This window comes from Bacillus sp. UMB0728, assembly GCF_002858875.1.
Classification (GTDB): domain Bacteria; phylum Bacillota; class Bacilli; order Bacillales; family Cytobacillaceae; genus Bacillus_AB; species Bacillus_AB infantis.
On the sequence record NZ_PKLA01000003.1, the window covers coordinates 257,008 to 282,034 of the forward strand.

25 protein-coding genes and 1 pseudogene are annotated in these 25,027 nt (G+C 39.8%); 18 read left to right on the forward strand and 8 right to left on the reverse strand.

What is annotated here, in order from left to right:
• The first annotated feature begins 28 nt into the window (after positions 1 to 28).
• The 16 genes from CYJ37_RS12290 to CYJ37_RS27265 all read left to right on the forward strand — a co-directional run bounded on the left by CYJ37_RS12290 (position 29) and on the right by CYJ37_RS27265 (position 15,124).
• A complete protein-coding gene (locus CYJ37_RS12290) occupies positions 29 to 415 on the forward strand; it encodes a phage tail fiber protein (RefSeq protein WP_101550115.1) in 387 nt (128 codons plus the stop codon).
• A gap of 31 nt (positions 416 to 446) precedes the next feature.
• Entirely contained in the window at positions 447 to 4,571 is a 4,125-nt protein-coding gene (locus CYJ37_RS12295) for a phage tail spike protein (protein ID WP_101550116.1), read from the forward strand.
• Positions 4,568 to 5,755: a hypothetical protein gene (locus CYJ37_RS12300; protein WP_101550117.1), complete on the forward strand. Its 1,188-nt coding sequence runs from the start codon at positions 4,568 to 4,570 to the stop codon at positions 5,753 to 5,755. Before CYJ37_RS12295 ends, CYJ37_RS12300 begins: the two co-directional genes overlap by 4 nt.
• 11 nt (positions 5,756 to 5,766) lie before the next feature.
• Positions 5,767 to 5,922 (forward strand): hypothetical protein, encoded by a 156-nt coding sequence (locus CYJ37_RS27260; protein WP_180827346.1) that lies wholly within the window; start codon positions 5,767 to 5,769, stop codon positions 5,920 to 5,922.
• A gap of 3 nt (positions 5,923 to 5,925) precedes the next feature.
• A complete protein-coding gene (locus CYJ37_RS12305) occupies positions 5,926 to 6,117 on the forward strand; it encodes a hypothetical protein (protein ID WP_101550118.1) in 192 nt (63 codons plus the stop codon).
• Between the two features lie 39 nt (positions 6,118 to 6,156).
• The gene (locus CYJ37_RS12310; RefSeq protein ID WP_101550119.1) at positions 6,157 to 7,869 is read left to right on the forward strand and encodes a hypothetical protein; all 1,713 of its coding nucleotides are present in this window, start codon (positions 6,157 to 6,159) and stop codon (positions 7,867 to 7,869) included.
• 2 nt (positions 7,870 to 7,871) lie between these two features.
• Complete coding sequence (locus CYJ37_RS12315) at positions 7,872 to 9,641, forward strand: fibronectin type III domain-containing protein (protein ID WP_101550120.1); 1,770 nt, start codon at positions 7,872 to 7,874, stop codon at positions 9,639 to 9,641.
• Positions 9,642 to 9,676: 35 nt separating this feature from the next.
• Positions 9,677 to 10,273, forward strand: coding sequence for a hypothetical protein (locus CYJ37_RS12320; RefSeq protein WP_180827347.1), 597 nt, complete (start codon positions 9,677 to 9,679; stop codon positions 10,271 to 10,273).
• Between the two features lie 16 nt (positions 10,274 to 10,289).
• A complete protein-coding gene (locus CYJ37_RS12325) occupies positions 10,290 to 10,754 on the forward strand; it encodes a hypothetical protein (protein ID WP_101550122.1) in 465 nt (154 codons plus the stop codon).
• A 307-nt stretch (positions 10,755 to 11,061) separates the two neighbouring features.
• Complete coding sequence (locus CYJ37_RS12330) at positions 11,062 to 11,496, forward strand: hypothetical protein (RefSeq protein ID WP_101550123.1); 435 nt, start codon at positions 11,062 to 11,064, stop codon at positions 11,494 to 11,496.
• Between the two features lie 20 nt (positions 11,497 to 11,516).
• The gene (locus tag CYJ37_RS12335) at positions 11,517 to 11,903 is read left to right on the forward strand and encodes a hypothetical protein (RefSeq protein ID WP_101550124.1); all 387 of its coding nucleotides are present in this window, start codon (positions 11,517 to 11,519) and stop codon (positions 11,901 to 11,903) included.
• A gap of 14 nt (positions 11,904 to 11,917) precedes the next feature.
• Entirely contained in the window at positions 11,918 to 12,136 is a 219-nt protein-coding gene (locus CYJ37_RS12340) for a hypothetical protein (protein ID WP_101550125.1), read from the forward strand.
• A gap of 28 nt (positions 12,137 to 12,164) precedes the next feature.
• On the forward strand, positions 12,165 to 13,523 hold the full coding sequence (locus tag CYJ37_RS12345) for an N-acetylmuramoyl-L-alanine amidase (RefSeq protein ID WP_101550126.1): 1,359 nt from the start codon (positions 12,165 to 12,167) through the stop codon (positions 13,521 to 13,523).
• Positions 13,524 to 13,821: 298 nt separating this feature from the next.
• Positions 13,822 to 14,043: a DUF5659 domain-containing protein gene (locus CYJ37_RS12350; RefSeq protein ID WP_101550127.1), complete on the forward strand. Its 222-nt coding sequence runs from the start codon at positions 13,822 to 13,824 to the stop codon at positions 14,041 to 14,043.
• Positions 14,044 to 14,084: 41 nt separating this feature from the next.
• Positions 14,085 to 14,768 carry a MarR family transcriptional regulator gene (locus CYJ37_RS12355; RefSeq protein ID WP_101550128.1) on the forward strand — a complete coding sequence of 228 codons (684 nt, stop codon included), beginning with the start codon at positions 14,085 to 14,087 and terminating at the stop codon, positions 14,766 to 14,768.
• Positions 14,769 to 14,983: 215 nt separating this feature from the next.
• Entirely contained in the window at positions 14,984 to 15,124 is a 141-nt protein-coding gene (locus CYJ37_RS27265) for a hypothetical protein (protein WP_180827348.1), read from the forward strand.
• Positions 15,125 to 15,170: 46 nt separating this feature from the next.
• Here CYJ37_RS27265 and CYJ37_RS12360 read toward each other — a convergent pair.
• The 4 genes and pseudogenes from CYJ37_RS12360 to CYJ37_RS12375 all read right to left on the reverse strand — a co-directional run.
• Positions 15,171 to 15,587: pseudogene (locus CYJ37_RS12360) on the reverse strand (GNAT family N-acetyltransferase); the annotation flags it as partial.
• A 291-nt stretch (positions 15,588 to 15,878) separates the two neighbouring features.
• Positions 15,879 to 16,361: a glutathione peroxidase gene (locus tag CYJ37_RS12365; RefSeq protein WP_022544104.1), complete on the reverse strand. Its 483-nt coding sequence runs from the start codon at positions 16,359 to 16,361 to the stop codon at positions 15,879 to 15,881.
• 62 nt (positions 16,362 to 16,423) lie between these two features.
• The gene (locus CYJ37_RS12370; protein WP_022544105.1) at positions 16,424 to 16,948 is read right to left on the reverse strand and encodes a hypothetical protein; all 525 of its coding nucleotides are present in this window, start codon (positions 16,946 to 16,948) and stop codon (positions 16,424 to 16,426) included.
• A 14-nt stretch (positions 16,949 to 16,962) separates the two neighbouring features.
• Positions 16,963 to 18,651, reverse strand: coding sequence for a formate--tetrahydrofolate ligase (locus CYJ37_RS12375; protein WP_101550130.1), 1,689 nt, complete (start codon positions 18,649 to 18,651; stop codon positions 16,963 to 16,965).
• Positions 18,652 to 18,814: 163 nt separating this feature from the next.
• Between CYJ37_RS12375 and metA the strand changes: the two genes are divergently transcribed.
• On the forward strand, positions 18,815 to 19,720 hold the full coding sequence (metA, locus tag CYJ37_RS12380) for a homoserine O-acetyltransferase MetA (RefSeq protein WP_009791607.1): 906 nt from the start codon (positions 18,815 to 18,817) through the stop codon (positions 19,718 to 19,720).
• Between the two features lie 71 nt (positions 19,721 to 19,791).
• On the opposite strand, the gene CYJ37_RS12385 is transcribed toward metA, so the two are convergent.
• Both CYJ37_RS12385 and CYJ37_RS12390 read right to left on the reverse strand, forming a co-directional pair.
• Positions 19,792 to 20,484, reverse strand: a complete 693-nt coding sequence (locus CYJ37_RS12385; RefSeq protein WP_009791608.1) for an AIM24 family protein — start codon at positions 20,482 to 20,484, stop codon at positions 19,792 to 19,794.
• A 15-nt stretch (positions 20,485 to 20,499) separates the two neighbouring features.
• Complete coding sequence (locus CYJ37_RS12390) at positions 20,500 to 21,180, reverse strand: class I SAM-dependent methyltransferase (RefSeq protein WP_009791609.1); 681 nt, start codon at positions 21,178 to 21,180, stop codon at positions 20,500 to 20,502.
• Between the two features lie 114 nt (positions 21,181 to 21,294).
• Here CYJ37_RS12390 and CYJ37_RS12395 point away from each other — a divergent pair, with 114 nt between their 5' ends.
• Entirely contained in the window at positions 21,295 to 21,504 is a 210-nt protein-coding gene (locus CYJ37_RS12395; protein WP_009791610.1) for a manganese transport transcriptional regulator, read from the forward strand.
• A gap of 361 nt (positions 21,505 to 21,865) precedes the next feature.
• Here the strand turns inward: CYJ37_RS12395 and mntR are convergent, their stop codons facing one another.
• Together mntR and CYJ37_RS12405 are read right to left on the reverse strand one after the other, a co-directional pair.
• Positions 21,866 to 22,294 carry a transcriptional regulator MntR gene (gene mntR / locus CYJ37_RS12400; RefSeq protein ID WP_009791612.1) on the reverse strand — a complete coding sequence of 143 codons (429 nt, stop codon included), beginning with the start codon at positions 22,292 to 22,294 and terminating at the stop codon, positions 21,866 to 21,868.
• A 239-nt stretch (positions 22,295 to 22,533) separates the two neighbouring features.
• Positions 22,534 to 24,723, reverse strand: coding sequence for a DNA topoisomerase III (locus CYJ37_RS12405; protein ID WP_101550131.1), 2,190 nt, complete (start codon positions 24,721 to 24,723; stop codon positions 22,534 to 22,536).
• Positions 24,724 to 25,027 lie beyond the last annotated feature (304 nt).

The window sequence follows — 25,027 nt, forward strand, 5'->3', positions numbered from 1 at the left end:
AATTAATTTAACATTGGAGGAATTATAAATGTCAGCAATCAGTAACTACTTAGAAAATAAATTATTAGACCATGTATTAAAAGGTACAGCCTATACTCCCCCATCAACTCTATATGTAGCTTTATTTACAACTGATCCTACAGATGCAGGTACAGGTACAGAAGTATCTGGTGGAGGTTATACAAGGAGAACAGCAACATTTAATACTGCTACAAACGGTTCAATCTCAACGAATGCAGACATTACATTTCCTGTTGCTACTGCTAACTGGGGAACAGTAACTCATACGGCTATTTTTGATGCTGCCACAGGTGGAAATTTACTGTTTCACGGTGCATTGACTGCCTCTAAAACAATCAATATTGATGACCAATTGAAAATCTCATCTGGTAGCTTAACAGTAAATCTTGACTAATTAATCTTACATATGGAAAGGAGGTGGTTTGGTGGCAGTAAAAACTGTAGTCATACAAGATAGTAATTTAATTCAGGATGGATACACTACGGGAAGATTTACTACAGGTAGTGGAGATAAAATTTATGTTGGATATAATGGGGAATATAACGAACGATATGAATCAATAATAAGATTTGACCTGCCTCTTGACTTCAAAAACTCCAGTGTTAGTTCAGTTTATTTAGACATGTACATTGACTACAATGCAACAAATTATACGCCAACCGTAACACTTAACGATTCATATTCTGAATGGAGCGAAGATACACTAAGTCAAGGTTATTTCCCTATTGGTGGTGCATATTACACTAGCGGCACTTATGGTATATCGGGTACTGGTTGGAAAAGATTCGACATTAGTGAATTGGCGAAAAAGTGGGCAAGTGGAAATCTACCGAATAATGGAATCATTTTTTATACACAAAACTACGGTGGAAATTATGCTGTTGGATTTTCTTCTCGAACATATTCAGATGTAACGAAAATACCTAAACTTACTCTAACATATAATCCATTGCCAAATACTGCACCAACCACCCCAAATAATTTCACTTCGCCAGTACGAGGTGAGAAAAGGATATACAATAAAGAATACTCGGTTAAATGGGGAGCCTCCACAGACGCTGAGAACAATAAACTTGTATATGATTTGGAATTCTTTGATGGTACTCTTTGGAATAGTTTGGGGAAAAGTTTAACAACGATTGATTTTATTCATAGGATTCCTAACATTATTGCAACCAATGCTCAGTATCGTGTAAGAGCCATTGATGAATATGGATTACTTAGTGAATATACTTACTCTGATCCATTTGAAGTCTCTGTAATAAATGTAGTTGAATCAAATGTTCAATATTATTCAAATGCATCTATACAAGTCAATACTGCTGCATCCTATGTAAATTCAGCAAGTATCACAAGCAACAAATCTAAATTAAATGTCCACCTGAATAGAAATGTTCCTGCATCCACTCAATTAAGAGGCAAAGCTACTCAGAGTGTCAAAGCTACTAAAATTAACTCAGCAAAGTCTACAGTCAACAGTAAGGCAACTTTATCACAAAGCAATCAGTTAATGAAGTTTACCGGAGCCAATTTCAACGTCACTTCCAAACTCGTTGCTTCTCACGGATTTGCAATGATGCTTACAGACTCTCTAATGAGTGTCTATGCTAATAAAATGCAGAATACTAGACTAATTCTAAATCCAAAAGGTATCCTTTCTGCTAAGTCAATTAATATTCGTTATGCTAAGTCTAATCCAAAAGGTAAAGCCACTCTTACTTCCAATGCTCAGTCATTTAAAACAATTAAAGCGAACATTGGTAATCAATCAAATATGTTTACTAGTGGCACAGTTCAAGCTCATTTGAGTGCAAAACTGTACAATAAAAGTAGTCTTTTAATGGACACAGGTAGACCGGATTTGTCTGGATTTGATTCAATAATTGGAAATAAGCCACGTACCCTCAAAATGGAAATTGCTATGCCAAGTGGACGTAAAGTTGGTAACTTACCTGAAGCATATGATGTGAATCAGACTACTAATTTAGGACAACTGAACGAGATATCCTTCAAGGTTCCTTATCAAATTGATAAAAGAAATAAACTAATACGGAACCCTAATGTTGATAAATTGAAGGATAGGTATCTGATTAAGACACGTATTGGAGATATTATCGAATGGTACATTATCAATGAGACTAAAGATAGTATGGATCAGAACGGTGATGTAAAAGAAATCCATGCCTTCTCTCTTGGTTATGAGCTACGTGATAAAATGCTTCGTACATATAAAACTGACCCTAAGAATCTATCCACTATTCTACGTGAAGTCTTATCAAGTACCATTTGGTCACTTGGATATGTAGATGTAGATTTCGATATTAAATATCGTCCATTTGATGTTGTTGAAAAAACTGTGTTGGATTTCATTTATGAAGTAGCTGAGACATTTAATGCCGTTGTTGAGTTTGATACTGTAAATAGGCAGCTAAATTTTGTACGGACTGACAGGACTAATAATCTCCACCCTCTTCGCCTGTCATATAGAAAGTATCTTAAAACACTCAACAAAACTTCTGTACCAGATGATTTAGTCACTCGCCTACTTGTATTCGGCAAGGAAGGAATCAGCATTCAGAAAATCAATCCTACAGGTTCAAATTACATTGAATCATTTGAGTACTTCCTCTACCCTTTCCAACGTGATGAGAATAGGAAAGTAATTAGTAAGAGTGCTTATATGGAAGATGATTTGTGTCATGCTATCCTCGATTATCAGGAGCTGTTGGAAGGTAAACAAGGACAATTCAAAACTCTACTTGAACGGTTAGAAAGTAAACAAGCACAAGTTACTTTGTTGCAAAATGAAATTACCCTCTTAGAAATTGATTTAGAGATTATTGAGGATCGTTTACAGGTTGCTAAGTCTCAGGGTAATGATACCTCATCTATTGAGCAAGAGAAATCTGCAAAGCAATCACAGATTAATTCTAAGCAATCTACACTGAACGGATTAAATACTGAGCTAAATTCAATTAACTCTGACATCCAACAACTTCAAGATGATATTGCCTTAGAAAAAGTATTCTCCCCTCAACTTCTCAAGGAACGGAATAAATATATCATTGAAGCTACATGGGAAAATGAATATATTTCTGATGAACAAGAGTTGTACGATGAGGCAGTAAAGCAATTCGAGAACATGAAGAAGCCTAAGACTCTACTTGAGGTAGACATTGTTAATTTCCTTGAAGTCCTAGAGGAAAAAAGGAATTGGGATAAACTTTCTATCGGTGATGATATTTTCGTTCACTATGAGCAATTTAATTTGGATGTATTGGCTAAGATTATCACAATTGATTATGACTATAGTAATCAATCTATCAAATTAACAATTGCTAATGTGAGAGAAATTGAAGACGATGAAGAAAAGTTTATTAAGCAATTGTATTCTTCTATCTCGACTTCTAAGAAAGTTGATATGTCTGAAACTAAGTGGAACAATACTTCTGACAAACTTGGTGAGATTAATGACATTATCAATAATCAATGGGATGCAAATGCTAGAGAAATAAGCTTTGGTGTAAATAATTCAATCACAATGTCCCGTAGAGGATTGATGATTGAGAGTAGTGACAATCCGAATAACGTACTAATTGCCCAAAATGGAATTCTAGCCATTAGTAATGATAAGGGTAATTCTTGGAAACAAGCAATAACCGCTTCGGGCATTGTGGGTGAGCGAATTTTCGGTAAGTTAATTGCGGGTGTTAACTTGGTTGTAGAAAACGATAGTGGAAAATATAGAATGGATTCTAACGGCTTCACTATCGAAGGCGGCTCTTTAAAAATAATAGGTGGATTACCAAAAGACCAACTAGATCCTTCCTTTGCCGATGAGCTAGTGGTAAGAGGTAAAACTTATAACGGTGTAACAATATCGACCGAAGAAGGTCTGGTCGTTACTCGCTCAGATGAAAGAGTTAAAGCTACATTTAATGCTACGGACGGACTGAAATTTAGTGTTAAACGTGGTACTCAATATGTGGATGCTCTGTATTATGATCCTGTTTCTGCAAATTTAAATGTTGACGGTGTTATCAATGCTCGTGACTTAAAGGTTCAAGGTAAAAGTGTTCTTACTGCTGACCAATTACAAATTGATGGACGGAATATTAACTATATAACAACTAATCAGTTGGTTGCTGGAACTGCCAAAATTGGTAAAGCGATGATAGAAGAAGGAATATTTATGTCTCCTACTTCGGTTATTAGTTGGGGTCAGATAGGAGATAAACCGACAGTTGAGCAACTTGGTGGAGTATCAAATACATCTTCTCGCTTCACTTATATAGACCAAAATGGAGTATACTCTGGAACAATTAGTGCCGATAAGATTGTCGGTGGAACAATTACAGGTATTGATTGGATGAGTAATCATCACACCACTCCATTTAACATTTACATTGGCTCTAAGAGTGATAAAGCAATGGAAGTATATTACGACTCCCTCAACCTATACAGGCAAGGCTCTAGATACTTCAGGGTTGATCCAACAGGAGTGTATCACAATGGGCAACCACTGAATTCGGTGGCGGTGTTCGGATGACAGCTTTTATAGAGAAAGTTGCGGAATATCCCAACAGTAATTTTGTCACCTTCCGCTTTGCTAATCTTGGTCGCTCATCTTATGACGGCACTCAGTATAATGTTTATAATACGACAACAGGTTGGTCATCAGGTTGGACTAATACTCCCCCTGTTTCCTATAACGGTTACTATTCATCAAACTTCAATATAAGCCTAAGTCCGGGTTACAGTTACATGGTGTATTCCCGAATGATGGTAAATGGAGTTTGGTATTACGGAGATGGGTATTATGAGCCTGTCTCCTTTTATTTTACTCCCTCTGCTCGTCCACCTACTGACAGACCTGCAATAAGGCAGCATAGTGCTTCCGGTACGACCATTTACATGATTGTAGATAATGCTTATGGTGCTACTAGTATTCAATGGAATACTCCATTTGGTACTTATACTAGGTCAGTACAGAGCACACCTTATACTGAAGCTTTCTATGCACCTTCTTACGGTACAGAATATATCATAGGTGCAATCGGAATAAATGCTTCGGGTTCCACAGGTGAAAAGTTAGCTTATGCTTTAACAGAAACCCAAGCACCAAGTATAACTAGTGGTGGTACAGCAGGTAATAATACAATCGTTGTCAATGTTAGTCCGAGAAGTGGATTCGATTTAATCACAGTTGAAATGTGGGATATAAACGCACAAGGAATGATTGCATCCAAGACACAAGGATGGAATGGTGGCTCTGCTTTCACTGTACAATTTGCTGGATTAGTACAGAATGCAAGCTATTTATTCAGAGCAAAAGCATCTAAAACTAGAAGTGATGGAACGTATACAAGTACCTCCCCTTATGGTGGATGGCTAACAATAAAGAATGAAGCAGCACGACCTGAGAATTGGAAATGGACGACTGCAGCTAACTCAAATGGTCATAAAATAAGTGGTGTTCAGTTTAGTATGTTAGCCTCGGAATGGAATGCCTTTGCCAATAGAATAAATGCCTTTAGGAGTTTTAAAGGATTGAGTAACTACAATTTCACTTCTGCCATTAGGGGAAGTGATTTTTATTTTTATATATTCAACGAAGCCAATACAGCTATCGGTGCGATGAGATCAACAGGTATTAGTAACGTGACAAGAGGTAGCCAAGTATATGCCTCTTATTTTAATGCCTTAATGAATGCTTTAAATGGAGTTACATAAGGAGGAAAAGGATGAATGTAAATGTGGATGCTAATAAAGTAATTGATAAATTGACAATGGAAATCGGTATGTATGCGAAAGAAAACGCAATCCTTAAAGTTCAGAATGAAATGCTTCAAGAAGAAATCGAAGCTTTAACAAATAACATCTCAAATGGAGGAAAATAAATAATGATAAACATTGAAATCACATTACTGGATGGAAAGATTTTCAGTATCAACCTTCCTGAATATAGTGCAAATGAAATAGCAGACAGTATTAACACTCAAGAGAAACTTATGGTTGCTATCGGTGATTTAGTAATCAATAAGCATAATATCAAGACAATTATTAAAACTGGTGAAATTCAAGTTACTGAGTAGGGATATACCCTACTCTTTAATTGTTAGGATGTGATAATTATGTACAACGAAGACAGTATGATAATTCATCGAAGAAGAACTGGGAAAAAAGATGATCCTTTCATTGAGAAAGATGAGTCGTTGGTTGTTAATACGAATGGGAAAGTGGATTTAACTGAGCAACCTGATAAATTTAACAGAGTTATTGTTACTGGAGAGAATACAGAGTGGTCAGAGATTACTCGTGGCATTCCTAATGAGACACAATATAAAGTTGATTACGCAGGTAGAGCTGTAACATTTAACTCTACTAATGTAGGAAAACAACTTAATTTTAATTACTTGGGAACAGGTAATACTTTTATCAGTGTTAAATCTGTTTACACCAAACAAAATAACGGAAATGTTGTAGAGACTTTAGATGATATTGTTACATCAGGTCAATCTGCAATTGAGAATATTAAAGAAGTCAACATGGTTATCAATAACGCTGAGAATGCAATTCTCAATGCAAATGAGTCTGCAGAATTTGCCAAAGAAGCAACTGGTAAAGCTGAAGAAAAGATTATTGAGTTACATTTAAAAATAGATAACGCAGACAATCTCATTCAGGATAAAATTTCTGAAATAGATGCCTACGGTAATTCTGCAATTGAAGATAAAATTGGAGAAATAGAAAGTCGCTATGATTCAAAAGAAGTTACTTGGATTGACAATGAAACCCAAAGAAATTCTCAGGAAAATATTCGAATATCTAATGAAGAAGAGCGCCTTACTAACGAAGAAGAAAGACAAACTGCAGAAGAAATCAGAGCTAACTCTGAAAGCATAAGAGCTCTAAATGAAGATGTAAGAATTTCAAATGAATTGAATCGAGAAAGTAATGAAGCCGATAGAGAAACTAGTGAAGCTAAAAGACAATTCAATGAAGAGCAAAGGCAGATAGATACGAGTACTGCATTAAATAACGTAAACGAGGCAACTATCAACGCTCAGTCCTTAATAGACTCATCTGTACACCTAAGAGAATACAATTCAACAACCAGTTATATTAAAAATAACCAAGTAAGACATAATGGTTCCACTTGGCGCTGTATGATTAACTGTACAGGCGTTACCCCAGCCGAGGGAGAACACTGGACACTTGTAGCTCAAAGAGGAATTGATGGAACTGGGTCAGTTACTTCTGTAGGCGGTATTTCCCCTGATGATAATGGAAATGTTCCTTTAACAGCTAGTGACTTTGGTGCGCTCTCCTCTTTTGACATTGGTGTCAATATTGCAGGATTCAATGAACAAGGACAGGTATTGGATAAAAACGGAAATGCGGTTGAAGGTAAAGTAAAGAGTGTCAATGGTATCTCCCCTAATGAAAATGGAGATATTTCTATCCAAATTCCTGACACTTCTGAGTTTGCTACTCAAAGTGAATTATCAGCTGTGGACAATAAAAATGCTCTCTTATCGGAAGATGTTCAAACAGTTGATGGAAAAATTGATGATCATCTTAGTGATTACATGCCTCATGACAGTGGATTATCTGAGTTCGCAAGTAATCCTGATGTAAATGGAGTTTATACAACTGTTGATTTTAAAAGGTCTGACGGAACACTTTATCTAAAATCAGTACTCTCAAACCCTAATGGAAGTGGCAATTACCAAACTGTCAATTGGAAGTTTTACTCAACAGACGGTTCCACTGAGGCATTGGTTGTAAACTGGACTATCACATATGATGAATCAGGGGTCATCATGAAAAAGGAGGTTTCCTAAACTTGAATATTAACTATGTGCTCGCTGCTCATGGGATTACAGGGCGAGACAGTGGGAGCAAAATCATCTATGAAAGTGTTAGTAACTTAGCTGTTCAGACTTTAATTAATGGGACACAGTTATCTGTAACTTGGACAAATCCCACTATTCCAGAATACGTGAAAACTGAACTTTTTGTATCTACTTCAGATATATCGAATTTAGATTACGATCAAACAGTATCTAATGCAACCAGAGTTATTAATGGGACTCAATCATCTTATACGCATAACTCAACTGTTGGTATTGCATATTATTTTAAAGCCTATGTTACCTACACAACATTTGGAGAAACAGTTGTCTCTCGTGGAGTTACTTCATCAGTAACGGCAATTGATACTACTCCACCTTCTCCCATAGTGAATATGTTAGCAACGGTGAATAATTCAAGAGTAAATCTCTCATGGGCTAACCCTTCAGATACTGATTTCTTAAAGGTTAAAATCCTATTCAAGACAGGTGGATACCCTACTTCACCTACGGATGGATTTGTTGGCTATGAGGGATCTGGTACTTCCGCAAGTATTACTGGATTAACTAATGATACACAATATTTTTTTAGAGGATTTACCTATGATAATTCATTGAATGTTAATGGAAATAGCACTCAGAAAATAACAGCTACTCCAGAAATTATTAAGATATATGGCGTTAAAATTGATAAAAACAACTCTAATCCACTTACTGCGGTAACCTACACAGATGATGCAGTGGGAATGGCTCCAGCCCCTGCAGGAGGTAGTGCTTCTGGATGGGATAATGTCTATCCTTTCAATCAAATTAGACCTGTCATATTAAAGGATGGAAAAGTTGTTGGAGAGTTGCGGAAAAATGATTTTAGTAAGTTTCTAAATGGGTCAGTAGCTGATATCACTTCAGGAAATGCTGGGGACGTAATGATTGAGTTTCCAAAGATATGGTGGAAGTTTGAGACTATCGGTACCGACTTGTTTATTAAGTATACAGATAAACAAATTGATTCTAGTTGGAAATGCTTAGCACATACAAAGGGTAATGAAGAAAAAGAAAAAATATACATTGGGGCATATTTAGGTTATTTGGCTTCTTCTAAATTGCGCTCACTTAGCGATAAGCAACCTACTACAGCTCAAACCATAGGTTCATTCAGGACTTCGGCACAAAATAACGGCAATAATTATCAGCAAATGGGGTACTTTCAATTGTTGATGTTGCAAATCCTATATCTTGTTCGTTATAAATCTCTCGATTCTCAAACATCGTTAGGAAGAGGGTATGTAGATGGAAATTCATCTGCAGCCATGACTGGTGGAGCCAACCTGAGAGAATTTTACTATGGAGAAACAACTGGAAATAGACAAATGAAATTTGCTGGAATAGAAGATTTTTGGGGAAATAGTCACTACTGGATTGATGGATTAGTTACTGACATAAATAGGAATCTATTAATTAGTAGTAGTTATTTTAATGATAATGGTTCAGAGTATCTAAACTATGGGCAAGCATCCGCTTCAACTATTACGGGATACACAAATGAGATTCAAGGAGGCACAGTAACCGGCTTTATTTCTAAGTCTGGAAATGGGACCTCCTCTACTTATTATTGTGATAATGGATCTTTGAAGGAATCTGCTCTACCTATCTTCGGTGGAAATTGGAGTGCGGCGTCTAATGCTGGCGCTTTTAGATTACGTGTGTTTTTCTCTGCTTCAGATGCATATTCAGATATCACTGCCCGATTGTGTTATGTCTGATGAAAGGAATGAAGGTATTGAGGATTCAAGGTAGTATGGACTATGTAAAAGAAATTGAAGTAAATGTTGATACAGTTTATGTTCGCTCTAATATTCAACGAATTGAAACTGATGAATTTGTTGGTTGGGAATATGATGAAGTACAGTGGAATAAGGACGAATATATTTCATATCTTGCCAATCAGAATGATATAAATCAACTAAAAGAAAAGCAACTAACAGCAAATGAAAAATATGAGCTTTTAGATAAAAATAGTGCTCCTATTGAAGAGATGAAAATTTACAAGATGGCACAACTAGACGAGGCATGTAATCTATCCATTATCAAAGGTTTCATTCACCCTATTAATGGTATTAACTATCTATTCTCCTGCTCTCTGTCTGCTCAGGCAAATTTTCAAGGCTCTGATGCATTGTTTAAAGATGGATTAATAACGGAAGCTGAATGGACAGTTGAAAATATTGAGAATGGTAGGATTGAGAGGATTTTAATAGACAAAGAAATGTTTACCTCAATAAAACTACATGTTTTCCAGCATATTAATGATAATATCAGCAAGTTGAGAAATGAATTACAACCAATGGTTGAAAAGGCAGAAACCGCTTATGAAATAGACAATATCAATTGGTGAGGAGGGTTGAGACAATATGTTTCAGCCTTTTACTTTTATTTTCGCAAAGTCTGATAGTTTAATATCAAAAGTTATTCGTAAAGTATCAAAGAGTAAATTTAGTCATGTAGCCATGACACTTGACTCTCTACATACGCTGGAGCTTACTTGGAGGTTGCCATGTGTGATTCAGCATTTTTCCTACAGTTTGGACAGATACGAGATTTATCAGTTGAATATAGAGTTGACCGAGGAACAGCAAAAGGCAATAAAAAATTTTATAAAAATTAATATTGCTAGTGGCTACGATAAAAAGTTTGTTATCAGTCGAGGAATGAATTTACTATTTGGAACTAAGATTAAAAACTCTGAACATTTATATTCATGTGACGAGTTAATAGTTGACGCTTTTTCTTTAGTTGGAATTGAATTGTTGGATAAGGATGTCTTCCTTACTCCCGATTCCTTATCAAAAAGTAGATATTTAACTAAGATAGATTAAAACAGTCCTTTTATAGGGAAAAACAAGAAAAAGTTTGTGAAATTGAGTTAGAAACCCTTTTATACCAAGGGGTCAGAAAACTCATTTTTCACAAACTTTTTTTATTTGTTGTATCTTAATGAATGTATTAGAATCTCCACCACTTGCACCCTCTTTTGGGTGCTTTCTTTATGTAAAAATAAAAAACTGACTGCCACGGTTGAGGTAGACAGTCAGCCAGTACACGTATGTACCATCTTTATTATATCAAGGTGGTGATGTGTTTGTAAATAAGTAAATAACTAACTTGTAGGAGTGTTGATTACAAATGTCATTAGAAACCTTAAATGAGCGAATTACAAGAGTCGAGGAAAGGTCTGATCAATTTGAGAGAAGGATTGGTTTACAGGAAGAGAAAAACGATTCGTTAATCAGACTGGTAACTCAATTTGAAAATCAAGAAAGAAGCAACCTAGAGCGTGAAAGAAGATATGAAGACCGTGATAAGCGTCAACAGGAGCAAATGGATCGTTTTGCAACGACATTGAGTAATATCGATTTGAACTTAACTAACTTAAACAATTCCCAAGAAAAACTAACTAGCACTCAGGAGCAACTTGGAGAACGTGTATCAGATATCGAAGGCACTTTACAGTCACAAAATATTAATGCTGTGCAAGTTTTCATGAAGATTTTAGGTTATGTAGGAACATTATTAGGCGGCATAATTATGGCTTATGTCCTATTTAAGCTTAATTTATAGAAAATAAGGAGTTGATTTAAATGACTAACTCCCCTCTTCCTCCACGGAAATTTAGGACTTTTCTAAATGACAAAGATGGACTAAGTGCGAAAGATTATTTACTTCTCATCTCCACTACAATCTTCTTTCTGTTTGTTTCAGTTGGATTAATCATGATCCTATTCAATCAGGAAATAGACAAGATGTATCTTTCGTTATTAGATATGGTAAGCCCTGTAGTCATGATGATTGTTGGGAGTGTCTTCGGTATCAATGCTGTTGAGGCTTTTACTAATAGGAGAACAACACAGGTTAATGTTAAAAAGGAACAAGTTATCTCCTCCCCTCCTACTCCTGATTATGGAGATATACCAGATGAGATAACTTATCCAGAAGAAGTCACATATGAAGAAGAAATAAACAAATAAGGAGTGTTTTATTAATGAGTAAAAATCTAATTAACAAATTATCCTCAAGGAAATTTTGGGCTTTATTGGCTGGATTTATCGGCTCACTTCTAGTTGCATTTAACATGGGTGAAAATGACATTGCTCAAGTAACTGCAATTATTTCTGCTTTTGGATCAGTTGCAGTCTATATCTTTGCTGAAGCTTCTGTTGATAAAGCTGCTTTGAAGAATGAGAACGAAGAAGAAAAATAACCAAGACAACACTTAGGATGTGATTGAATTGGATTTTATTAATGAAATAGCTCCATATGCAATGAAAGTAAGCAAAGAAAGTAATGTATTAGCATCAGTAATGATGGCTCAGGCAGTCCTTGAGTCAAGTATGGGAAGAAGTGTACTCGCTGTTGAAGGTAAGAATCTCTTTGGCATCAAAGGTGAGTATAACGGTCAATCTATTGAAGCCAAAACAACTGAGTATAAATTAGAAAACGGTGAACATATCCCCTACTCCATTACTACTAAATTTAGAAAGTATCCCTCTTGGTATGAAAGCTTCAGAGATTTAGCTAATAAGTATGTCAACGGAGTAAGTTGGAATAAGTTTCTCTATAGTGCTGTAGTTGGTGAAAAGGATTATAGAAATGCTATAAACATAATTAAAAATGCAGGTTATGCAACTGATCCACTGTACGTAGCCAAAATTATAAGAGTCATTGAGCAATACGAATTAACTAAATATGATAAGGAGTGTTCCAATATGAAAATTGCTATATGTGCTGGTCATGGTGGTAACAATTCGACTCCGGGCAAAAGAACTCCTGACAATGAATACGAATGGAATTTTAATGATAAAGTTGTACGTGCGTTTATGGCTGAAATTAATAAGTATGAAAATGTAGAAGTTAGACGTATGGATGATGCTACAGGTAGAACAGATGTATCCCTCTCAACTCGTACAAATATAGCAAATGCTTGGGGAGCTGACATCTATATTTCAGTACATCATAATGCCAACACTGGAAAATGGGGTAATTGGACTGGAACAGAGACATTCGTTTATACAGGATCAAATCCTAAGAGTGAGAAATTAGCCAGCCTTATTCACCCTGAAATGGTCAAGGCTTATGGTCTTCGTGACAGAGGAGTTAAGAAAGCAAATCTACATATTTGCAGAGAGACTAGAATGCCTTCTGTACTATTGGAAGGGTGCTATATGGATTCCACTATAGATATAGTTAAGCTCAGGGATGACAACGTACTTAGGAATGCTGGAATTGGTGTTGCAAAAGCTGTTGCTGAGTACGGTGATTTGAAACTGAAGAAAGTTGCTGCAGTTAAACCTGCTCCTCCAAAACAAGATAAACTAATGTGGGGAGATGTTGAATATAGGAAAGGGCAAATTGGTCGAGTAACCATACTGAAACCAATTAACCTCTGGCGTGATGGAGAGAATGGAAAGCTGGAAGTTGTAAAGATCCTTCAGCCTCCTTCTCAATATCGAGTATATGGTTACAGAAACGATTACGGTGGACAGTATGACCTAGGCGGAGGTTGTTGGTTGACTAAAATGGACGGTTACATTAAATATGAGACGCCATCCAAAGCATTACTAGCCAAAGCTGCTGAACTGTACAAATAAAGGGAAAGGATAACCCCTTCCCTTCGTAAATTGTTACAAATGATGAACTTCAGTATAAGGTAAATTAATTAGATATGCAAGTTGGAGGAGTCTGTTGTGGGCTTCTCCTTTTTATTTTATTGAAGATGATTGTTGAAGATCGGTGTCCCGCACCCACTTTCTAACGAAAGTTCCTTGGGAGATTGTTCAGGAGTAGCGTTTGAACAATCCATTTATTAATTTTCTACAACTCATCAATATTGGTGATTTGAATGAAGATTAATATCTTCAAATATTAAATCGATAAGGAGTGTTTTACATGCAAGAGTTATATTACACACAGTCATTAAACTTGGCTTCATTTCTAATGGCTAAAGGATTCAGTCCAGTAGGTAAAAGGAAAATTGAACGAGGTGTAACTATCTATTTCACCAAAACTGATGCGTTACATGATGCTGTAAGAGAATACAACAAGAATGATGAATTGAAGAAATTTATATCTGCATTTAGAGAATTAAAGAATTACCTTAATAACAATTAATTAAATAAATTATATTATATGTTTAGGAGATGTAATAGAAGATGATGTACGATAAGTCCCAATTAGCCAGAATGGTTCATGAAATAATAATTGCAAGAGTTAAAGATGAAATGAATGAGATGTCAGATAAATATGGAATACCTGTTGAAGATGTAGAAAAAGTTGCTATTAATCTTTATGTAAAAGATATGTCTAAGTCACAATGGAAATCCTCTAAGGCTCGCTTTATTAAGTTATATGAGAAAGAGTTGGAGATGCTATTTGATAACGGTGTGATTAACTTTCAGGAGTTAGGATTTATGGTATTTTTAGCATTAAAATTAACTCAATACGAGGATAATACGTTAAGGAATCCTGACGGATCTAACTGTACTCAAAAGGATATTGTAGCGATTAGCGGAATGTCAAAGCCTACTGTTTCCAGATTACTCAAAGGTTTAATTGAGAAGAAGTTAATATTTGAAAAGCAGCATGACACAGTTAATAATGCCAAGAGATATATGGTCACTCCCTATATATTCTACAAAGGTAAAATGATGGATACAAAACTCAAAGGTAAATTTAAAGAGTTAAATCAACTATTTACTGATACATGGAAGAATGTAAACAATGAAGAGAATGATGAGCCTGTGGAGGATTTAGAAATTGATACTGATAATTTTCTAAGTCAATTAGAAGAGGAATTAGTTAATCAATACTCTAAGGATACATATACTATTAATTAATATAATATAAGTTAATATAGTTAATATAGTTAGAATAAGTAGAGATATAGAAACCGTCATAGTGGTTAAAACCCTTGATACATAAGCATTTGGAGTTAATTCGTTGGTAAAGAAAATGGAACAACTAAAAATTAGGAATCCTATTATATCAACTTTTTAAAGCCTGTATTTATCTAGTTGGTAAAGAAAATGAAACTACTAAGGATGTGAGATTCGTGTCCAGACAAGAAAAGATGAATGAAATGTTAATGGATCTGCAGCAAACACTAGAGAATGATGATATTGAAGAAGCTTTAACTATTCTCTGTATGATGAAAAACGCTGAACAGTTAGACGAGTGGGTTAAAACAAAATAGCCCCTTTTTTAAAATAATACTGTGAATTTTATGTGTGTTTCTATCCGTCTCTGTCTTCCCAAAAGAATCCGCATTTTTTATACAATGGCACAGCCTTCGTATTGCCTGGCCAAGTATACAGGTCCAGACGCGGCCACCCGAGCTCCACAGTCTTTCCAAGTGCCTCAAGAACAAGGAGCTTGCCGATTTTTCTGCCATGATAATCAGGCCGCACATTCAGGAGAGGAATATAAAGCGCACCTTCATCTTCCTTATATTCTGAAAGTCCGCAATAGCCTACGACCTCTTCCCCATCCAGGGCGATATACAGTTCGATATTATCCGAGTTTTCCTCTTTCGTCTTCACTTGCTCCCCTGTCATCACCCGGTTGTCGCCGCCCCAGCTATCGCGGCTCATATTCCACATTTTTGCAACTGCATCCGCCAATCCAGGCTGGTAGGGGACCACCTGTATCTTATTCATCACTTTTTCCATGTCTCTTCCTCCTCGATTCTTAACTACGTGCCTTCCATCTTATCGGTGCATTGAATTTGTATTTTTCCTGCTTTGTCCATCTTTATTTCCTCCTTCGATCAGGGCAGTTATTTGCCTTGTTCCCCCTTGGTGGAACATTTTGGCACGCCCATTCTTATCGTATTAGGTTAAAGAATCAAAGTAAAGACAATTCTAAATTTTTAAAACAGAAAAATTGGCAGGCAAAAAGGCCCTGCCAAAGCAGAGCCTTTTGTTACATCCAGTTTAGGACCGGATGCATTATCTTGCCAATTCTTCTTTAATATCGCCGAGGATTTCTTTGGGATTTGTATTGGGAGAATACCGCTTGACGACTTCTCCTTTTTTGTTCACAAGGAATTTGGTGAAATTCCATTTGACAGCCTTCATGCCAAGCATGCCAGGCGCTTCTTCTGTTAAATATTGAAAAATAGGGTCGGCATTTTTCCCGTTCACATCCACCTTCGCGAACATAGGGAAGGACACCCCATAGTTCAGCTGGCAGAACTGCTGGATTTCTTCGTTGCTGCCCGGATCCTGATTCATGAATTGATTGCAGGGGAATCCGAGAATTTCAAGACCTTCCCTGTGGAGCTGTTCATAGATTTCCTGCAGCTCCTTGAACTGTGGTGTAAAGCCGCATTTGCTGGCTGTATTGACAATGAGGAGCACATCCCCCTCAAACTCCCTTAGCGGGACATCCGAGCCATCTGCTTTCATTGCATTAAATTGATATATAGACATCATCGCACCTCCTGCTATTATCGTAATCACGATCAGTCTATAATGCCAGTTTAAACTCTTGGTTAAAAAAGCACATCCTCAAGCTTCCTCAGGCATTCGGCCATATGATCGGACAGAAGGGCAAGATCATCAATCTGGTCTTCATAAATGAGTCTGCCAAAAGTGATTTCCGTTATATTCTGCACAGTGTCCGGCTTGCGTAATGGATCATAGGAAACTGTTTGGGTGATGCTTCTATTTTCTCCCCAAATGGCCTTCATGAGCCTGTCGATCCCGGCTGTCTGTTCCGGCTCATTCTTTTGGCTGAAGGAAAATCGGATGCTGATCATGCAGCCTGAGAGCTTTTCAGACAGGAGGGCGGGATGCAGCTCAGCCGCCAGATTTTCGAGCGCCGCTTGCATGATGAAGGTGCATGAAGCTTTGACAGATTCCCTGTCCTGAAAAGTGATTTCAAATGTCCTCGAAAGCTTGGCGGTATTAATCAGCTCGTTGCGGTCAATTATGCTGATTTGACCGGCAAGGTCCTTATCATACAGAAGGCCTTCCATGACGATCTTCATATTTTCATACGCAGTAGGGTCAAACAAGCTGAACACCCCTTTTAAAATAGACCAACAGCATTTCCGTTCTCATCCACATCCATTTTCAAAGCAGCAGGCGATTTCGGAAGCCCCGGCATTGTCATGACATCTCCTGTAAGGGCTACGATGAAACCTGCCCCGATGGAAGGCTTCAGCTCGCGGACTGTCACAGTGAATCCTTCAGGCCTGCCCAGCTTTACAGGGTCATCTGACAGCGAATACTGAGTTTTGGCCATGCACACCGGAAGGCTTCCCCAGCCAAAGGTCTCAAAATCAGCAAGCTGCTTTTTAGCTTTGCCCGCAAATTCTACATCGGCTCCCCCGTATACTTTCTGGACGATAGTCCTGATTTTCTCTTCAAGCGGATCTGACAGGCTGTATAACGGAGCAAAACTGCTTTCCTTTTTATCAATAAGCTTCAGGACAGTTTCTGCCAATGCAAGTCCGCCTTCCCCGCCTTTTTCCCATACTTCTGTAAGGGCAGCAGGGAAGCCTTCTTTCTCGCAGAGTCCAAGCAGTGTGCTCACTTCCAGATCTGTATCAGTTACAAATTTATTTATGGCAACAGTGAACGGAAGGCCAAAGCTCTTAATCGTTTCAGCGTGCTTCTTCAGATTGGCGAATCCTTCTGCCAATGCAGCGGCATTTTCCTCTGCAAGATCTGTTTTCTTTACTCCGCCATGCATCTTAAGCGCCCTGATTGTGGCCACGATCACCACTGCTTCAGGCTGGATGTCAGCATTTCTTGTTTTAATATGAAGGAATTTCTCTGCTCCAAGATCTGCACCGAACCCGGCCTCTGTAACCACATAATCGGCCAGCTTTGAGGCAGCTGTTGTCGCGGCAGCGCTGTTGCAGCCATGGGCGATATTGGCAAATGGCCCTCCATGCACCAAAGCTGGTGTATGTTCAATCGTCTGGACCAGATTCGGCTTAATAGCATCCTTTAAAAGCAGGGCAAGCGCGCCTTCTGCACCTAAATCTCCGGCTGTTACAGGTTCCTTTTGATCATTATAGGCGATGACCATCCTGGAAAGCCTCAGCTTCAAATCTGCCAGATCGGATGCCAGACATAAAACGGCCATGATTTCCGAGGCCACCGTAATATCAAACCCATCTTCCCTTGGCACTCCCTGCATAGGGCCGCCAAGACCGACGATCACCTTTCTCAGGGCCCGGTCATTCAGATCGACTGCCCGCTTCCAGACAATCCTCCGCTGGTCGATACCCAGTTCATTTCCCTGCTGCAGATGGTTATCAATCAAGGCAGAGAGCGCATTATTTGCTGAAGTAATAGCATGCAGGTCCCCCGTGAAATGAAGATTGATATCCTCCATAGGCAGTACCTGTGCATATCCGCCGCCGGTGGCGCCCCCTTTGATTCCCATCGTTGGGCCAAGTGAAGGTTCACGCATCGCTATCACGGTTTTCTTCCCGAGTCTTGTCAGGGCATCACCAAGACCGACAGTCACTGTAGACTTCCCTTCTCCTGCAGGAGTTGGATTGATGGCTGTAACCAGAATGACTTTTCCAGACTCTTTTGTCTGCAGCTTTTTCATGGCCTCATATGAGAGCTTGGCCTTGTGCTTCCCGTAAAGCTCTAAATCATCTTCTTCCAGCCCGATTCCGGCTGCAATTTCTTTGATCGGTTTCAGTTCTGATTCCTGTGCGATTTCGATATCTGACTTTACCTTTGGTTTCACGTTCATTCTTGTCCCCCCGAAATATGCAAAGTTTCCTTCTATATTGTACCACCGCGTCCAATAATAAGTGATAGAATTTTAAATAATGAATCTTTTGCCCGGCATTGCCTGATCATGCCGTTTGCTTTTATAATTAGATAATTGAATATTCAAACAAGGAGGAAGGCCCGTGCCCATTTGTATTCCGCCTCTGCTGCCTGCCCGTGAGATCCTGGAGAAAGAAAATATCTTTGTCATGGATGACAGCCGGGCAAGGCAGCAGGACATCCGTCCGCTTAATATCATCATCCTGAATCTCATGCCTGAAAAAGAAAAAACAGAAGCACAGCTTTTGAGGCTTCTTGGCAACACACCGCTCCAGGTAAATATTTCGTTCCTTAAAACAGCGACACATGAATCAAAAAATACAAGTGAACTGCATCTTGAGCAGTTTTATACCACTTTTCAAGAGATCAGGCATCATAAATTCGATGGGATGATCATAACCGGGGCTCCGATTGAAATGCTGGATTTCGAGGAAGTCGATTATTGGGAAGAACTGACTGGGATCATGGATTGGGCGAAAGAGAATGTGACCTCCAGCATGCATATTTGCTGGGGCGCCCAGGCTGCGCTTTATCATTATTATGGGATCGGCAAGGAGATCCTTTCGCGGAAATGCTCCGGGGTATACGCCCATACCGTTTGCGACCCTTCCATAAAGCTGCTGAGAGGATTTGATGACCATTTCCTTGCTCCTCATTCAAGGAATACAGACGTTTCGATTGCAAAAATAAACGAGCATCCTTCCCTGAAGCTTCTGTCTTTATCAGAAGAGGCCGGCGCATTCATCATCAGTTCAAAGGACGGCAGAAGAATTATGGTCACCGGCCATCTGGAATATGAGGCACTCACACTGGCTGATGAGTATGAAAGGGACAAAGCAAGGGGGCTTGTGCCAGACCTGCCATTGCACTATTTCCCTGAAGACAACCCTATGCTGCCTCCAAAGAACAGATGGAGGTCTCACGCGCATCTGCTTTTTTCAAACTGGCTGAACTATTATGTATACCAGGAAACTCCATATGAATGGTAACGCCCTGTCTTCTGAAAGAATGGCAAAATGGCTGCACTCTTAGAGGCAGCCATTTCATTTCATCCATTCAATCAGCTTTGCTGGCTATAGTAGACTTCCTCAAACGGCTGCACTACAACAAAACCGTTGCCCGAGAATTTCATTTGGATTGATTCCCCGCTTCCTCTTCCAAGGAAGGTCTTAAAGGATATATCAGTCACAAACTCCGGCTGAAGGCTGCCTGACCAGGCTACTGTAGCATTTGGATCTGTGTACACTGGATTATCCGGTGTGACCAGCAGTGTCAGCGGCTCATAATGGGAAGTGATGGCGACCATGCCGCGCCCTTCAAGGCGGACATTGAAGAGCCCGCCTGCCATCATGCCGGCGATCCTTTTCATCAGCTTGATATCCCAGCTGATGCCGGGTTCGAATGCCAGCAAGTCATTTCCGTTCACAAAAATCGCTTCACCGCCAAGGTTAAGGATTGATATCTTTTTCCCCTGGTCTGCCAGATAGAGTTTGCCATTCCCTGTCGCTTTCATCAGTGACGTCCCTTCCCCTGTCAGCGCCTTTTTGAACATTTTCCCGAGACCGTGCTCCAGGATCCCTTCTCTTTCAAACTTTATGTTTCCCCTGTAGGAAACCATGGCACCGGTTTTTGCCCAGATCTGATTTGTCAGGTTGATCTCAAGCATCCTTGGTGTTTCAAGCTCAAACAGGCCTTCTCCTTTATCCTGCTGTTTTGTCTGGCTGACGAATTCTTCGATTGAATATCTGCTCATCCCTACTACCTCCTCTTATTTATCATTTTTGATCATGAATACCCACATAAACGATAATGCCTGCTGCAATTCTTCTGTTAAGGAGCCTTTGGAAATCAGTTCTGCACTCCTTTTATAAACACCGAACCCGGCTGTCCTGCTCCATCCGTTTTCAGCAGCTAGCCTTTCGAACTCCCATGGCATCATTGTATTGCAGACAGCTTTCTTGCCGTAAAGCCTTTCATAGCTGTTTTCCCGCGGCTTCGCAGTGGGGCCTAAAATGCCGACGCATCCAAATCCTCCCGGCCTGACCACCCTCTGCATTTCCCTGAGGACTGCAAGTGGGCTCTCAGTCCACTCAAGGGAATTGATCGCAAGCACTGCATCAAAGGCATGATCAGGAACATCCAAAGATGCAATATCAGATTTAATAAATCTTGCATCATTTCCTTCATTCACCTTAATGGCTTTATGTATCATTTCCTCTGAAACATCTGCCCCTGTTACTTTATAGCCGGCATTTGCGAGTTTCAGTGTGCCAAAGCCATCTCCGCATCCAAGGTCACAGACTGCAGAACCTGCAGGGACATGCTGATTGAAGAAGCCTGCAATTTCCTTCCGGCTGCCTGATTCCCACATTTCCCTGCTCTGCCGGCTCCATGAGCCGGATTTCTCATCCCAAAGCCTTTCTGCTTCAGAGGCCCAATTAAATTCCATCCTGATGATCCCTCACTTTTATTACGGATATATTCTAAAAAAGTTTCATTCTTGTATTTCTATAAGGGCAGCTGGTAATCCTTTGTACTAAGGAAATTAAAGGAGGGGCTTTACATGCAGCCGGAAAAATTAATTGCTGTCCAAAGAAACCACCTGGGAGAGATTATGTCTTTCCAGACCTCGGGAGGGCGGATCATATCGTTCAGAAAAGCAATGATGGAAGCAGAAGAAGGACTCATCGAGCTTGCAGAGGCGGAACACAGCCTGATGGAAAACAATGTTAACACGGTGAATCTGTTAGAGGATTTTCCGAGCTTTGGGTAAGGGTATAAACGAGGCTTAATAACCGTTAAGGTAAAATTAAGAAATATTCGTATTCATCTATGCCTTTGGCACAAGAAATAAGAAAGTTTCATGAAGTATGCCTTTCAAATGTAGTCTGTTGATTTGCGTTCCAGGCACTTCGCTTTCCGCGGGGCGGCGCTGAGCCTCCGTACCTCCTGCGGGGTCTCAGCTCTGCCGCTGCAATCCCGCAGGAGTCTACGTGCCTGGAACGAAGATCAACAGGGCTCAAATAATTAAATGGCAGTTCTTTATTACCACCACCCCTTCGATCCCTTTTAAAAATGTGATAATAAATAGCGGCAAGGCATCCTTTAACGCCTTACCGCTTTTTATTCTGTCTTCATCCTTCAGTCTGCTCATTTTTCCTGGCGATTTCGCGGAGAGAATCCACTCTCCCCTGATCTTCTTCAAAGAACTGGACTAGGTCACCCACCCGGTCAATCGCATCCCAGCTTAAATGATGCTCTATGCCTTCCACATCTTCATAAATATTCTCTTCCTTCACGCCGATGATCCTTAACAGCTGTTCGAGAAGTTCATGGCGGTATACAAGCCTTTTGCCGATCTTTTTGCCTTTTGGAGTCAGGATCAGCCCTCTGTATTTTTCATAAACAAGATATTCGTCTTTATCCAGCTTCTGCACCATCTTAGTAACTGAAGAAGGATGGACTGACAAAGCTTCGGCGATATCGGATACACGTGCATAACCTTTATCTTCTATCAGTATGTATATTTGTTCTATATAATCTTCCATGCTTGGAGTAGGCATCCGATAACCTCCTAAGTATTAAAACCAGCTTCTTGCCGGACAGAAATACACATCCGGTTTCAGCTTTACTGCTGTGTCCTGTTAAATAATCGTCACCGGCCCATTGCTTTCCTGCAAACAGAAAGCTCCACCATGCAGCCCCGTAAAAATTGTCCAATAAAAATTTTACTATAGATGGGGAGGACAAACAAGTCAGGCAAGCGAAACACCAGGGAGAAGCTTGTGCCCCTCCCCTGCATTTATTGCTGCTTTATGCTGTTTTCAAAGACGAAGTTAAGCCTGCCTTCTCCCCATTCTAGCCTGGCCTGAAATTCCTTTTCGCCTTTTTTGAACCCTTTGATAAGATCTGTCTGCCCATCTTTCAAAAGCTTGCGGACATTTGCCTGGCTTATGGTCTTCCCAAGCACTTTTTTGGATATGGTGAAACGGCAGTCAGAGGCTTTATAATTCGCACAGCCATAAAAAGTCCCTTTGTCAACAACATCGCCGCCGCACAGCTTACATTTGCCGACCTTCGTGCCCGCACCGCCCCTTTTGCCTTTTTTCCCCGGCCTTCTATCCTTGAATTCCTCCAGGTCATATCCATCAAAGCTCCACCGGGAACTCTGTTCTGTCGCATCATTGATTAATTTGATTGACAGCTTCTTCGCCTGCTCCATAAATTCTTTTGGCGATGCTGCCCCCTCACCGATTTCATTCAGGCGCTGCTCCCATTTGGCGGTCATTTCAGGGGATCCAAGCACACTTTCGCCGATTGAATCGATCAAAAGCTTTCCCTTGTTCGTCGCATACACCTGGTTCTTGCGGACATCAATATACATCCGGTCCTTAAGAATGCCAATGATCCCGGCACGCGTAGCTTCAGTGCCAAGCCCTTCAGTCTGATTCATCACTTTGACCAGATCAGAATCCTCCAAATGCTTCCCGGCAGTTTTCATCAGGGTGATAAGCTGCCCCTCGGTATACCGCTTAGGCGGCTGCGTCTTGCTCTCTTTAACCTCTGTATCCTGTACAATCCCTCTTTCGCCGGATTCGAGGGACGGGAGATCCTGCTCATCTTCATCTTTAGCAGCACTCTTCTTGTTGCTGAACAGGACCTTCCTCCAGCCTTCCTGAATCATTTCCTTCCCTTTTGACAGGAAAGCAGCTCTCTCATCCGCCAATGTATGGATGGTTGTATAATCGAAGATGGCTTTTTCATAATGGGCGGCAATCAGCCTTTTTACAATCAGCTCATAAATCCTTGCTTCATCGGCACCCATTTTAGCCGGGTCGGCTGCCTGTTCTGTAGGAATGATGGCATAGTGGTCTGTCACTTTCTTTTCATTCACAAATCTTTTATTATCCAGTATGGATGAAACAGGAAGCGGGAAAAAAGCTTTAAAAGCATCCATTTTCGAAAGCTTTTCCAGTGTTTCAGGAAATGCCGCCGCCTCCTCTTTCGTGACAAAGCTTGAGTCAGAGCGAGGGTACGAAATAATTCCTTTCACATAAAGCTTTTGGGCGATTTCCAATGTTTTTTGCGGGGAATATTTGTAAAGTTTGTTTGCTTCAGCCTGCAGGGACGAGAGATTGAATAAATAAGGAGGCAGGAATTCCTTCCTGTCTTTATCGATTGATTCAATCCTGGCGTTCTTTCCTTCTGCAAACTGCTGGATTTTCCTGGCCATCCCTTCATTATCGAGACGGGAATTCCCATCTTTATGCCATTTCCCTTTATATGTCTTTCCTTCCATATTGAAAGTAGCCATGACTTCCCAGAAAGGCTCTGACTTAAAATTCTCGATTTCTTTTTCTCTTTTTACAATCAGTGCAAGGGTCGGGGTCTGGACCCTTCCGGTAGAAAACACATCCTGGATCCCTTTTTGCTGGAGCAGCAGGGTGTATGCCCTCGAAGCATTCATACCGACAAGCCAGTCGGCACATGCCCTGCTGAGCGCCTCATAATAAATATTTCTTGTCTTAGACTCATCAAGGAGATTGGCAAAGCCATTTGTTACAGATTTGGCGGTGAGCGATGAAATCCATAGCCGCTTCATCGGCTTTCTGCTGCCGCACTGAGTCAGAATGACTCGGATAATGGCTTCCCCTTCTCTTTCTGCATCACCGGCAATGATGATTTCATTGACTTCTTTATGGTGGACCAGTTCTTTGATGACTTTGAATTGCTTCCACTTTGACTTGGATACACGGTGCTTAAATTGCTCCGGAAGTATCGGCAGAGTGCTCAGTGACCACTTTTTCCATTTAGAATCATATTCCTCGGGAGGAACCAGTTCACATAAATGGCCAATGGCCCAAGTCATGAAAGCACCATCAGGGAACAGTTGGTTCGGAGCGATTTCCAGATAGCCTTCTTTTTTCTTGAATGAAAATGGGGCGGCAAGCTTCATTCCCTGATCAGGCTTCTCTGCAATAATCAGTTTCATATTCATTCTCCTTGCTCGGGACTGCGCAAGTCCGACTTGATTATTTTACTGCTAACCTCAATGGCAGCAGGGCCCGAAAAAAAAGATTATACATGATTCCAGGCTGTTCAGGCACCCTTTAGCTCCTGTCAGATTGGGATCATGCACTTTTTTCAGAATTGAATAAATGGGGGGTTCTATGGGAGATGGATGGCTTGAGGGTAGCTGCTGATGTACATATGGCTTGAGGCAGCAGAAAAAAGCGCCATTCCCGGCGCTTCTTCTATTATACTATTAAACTTTCTCTCTTTAAAGCTCCCTGCAA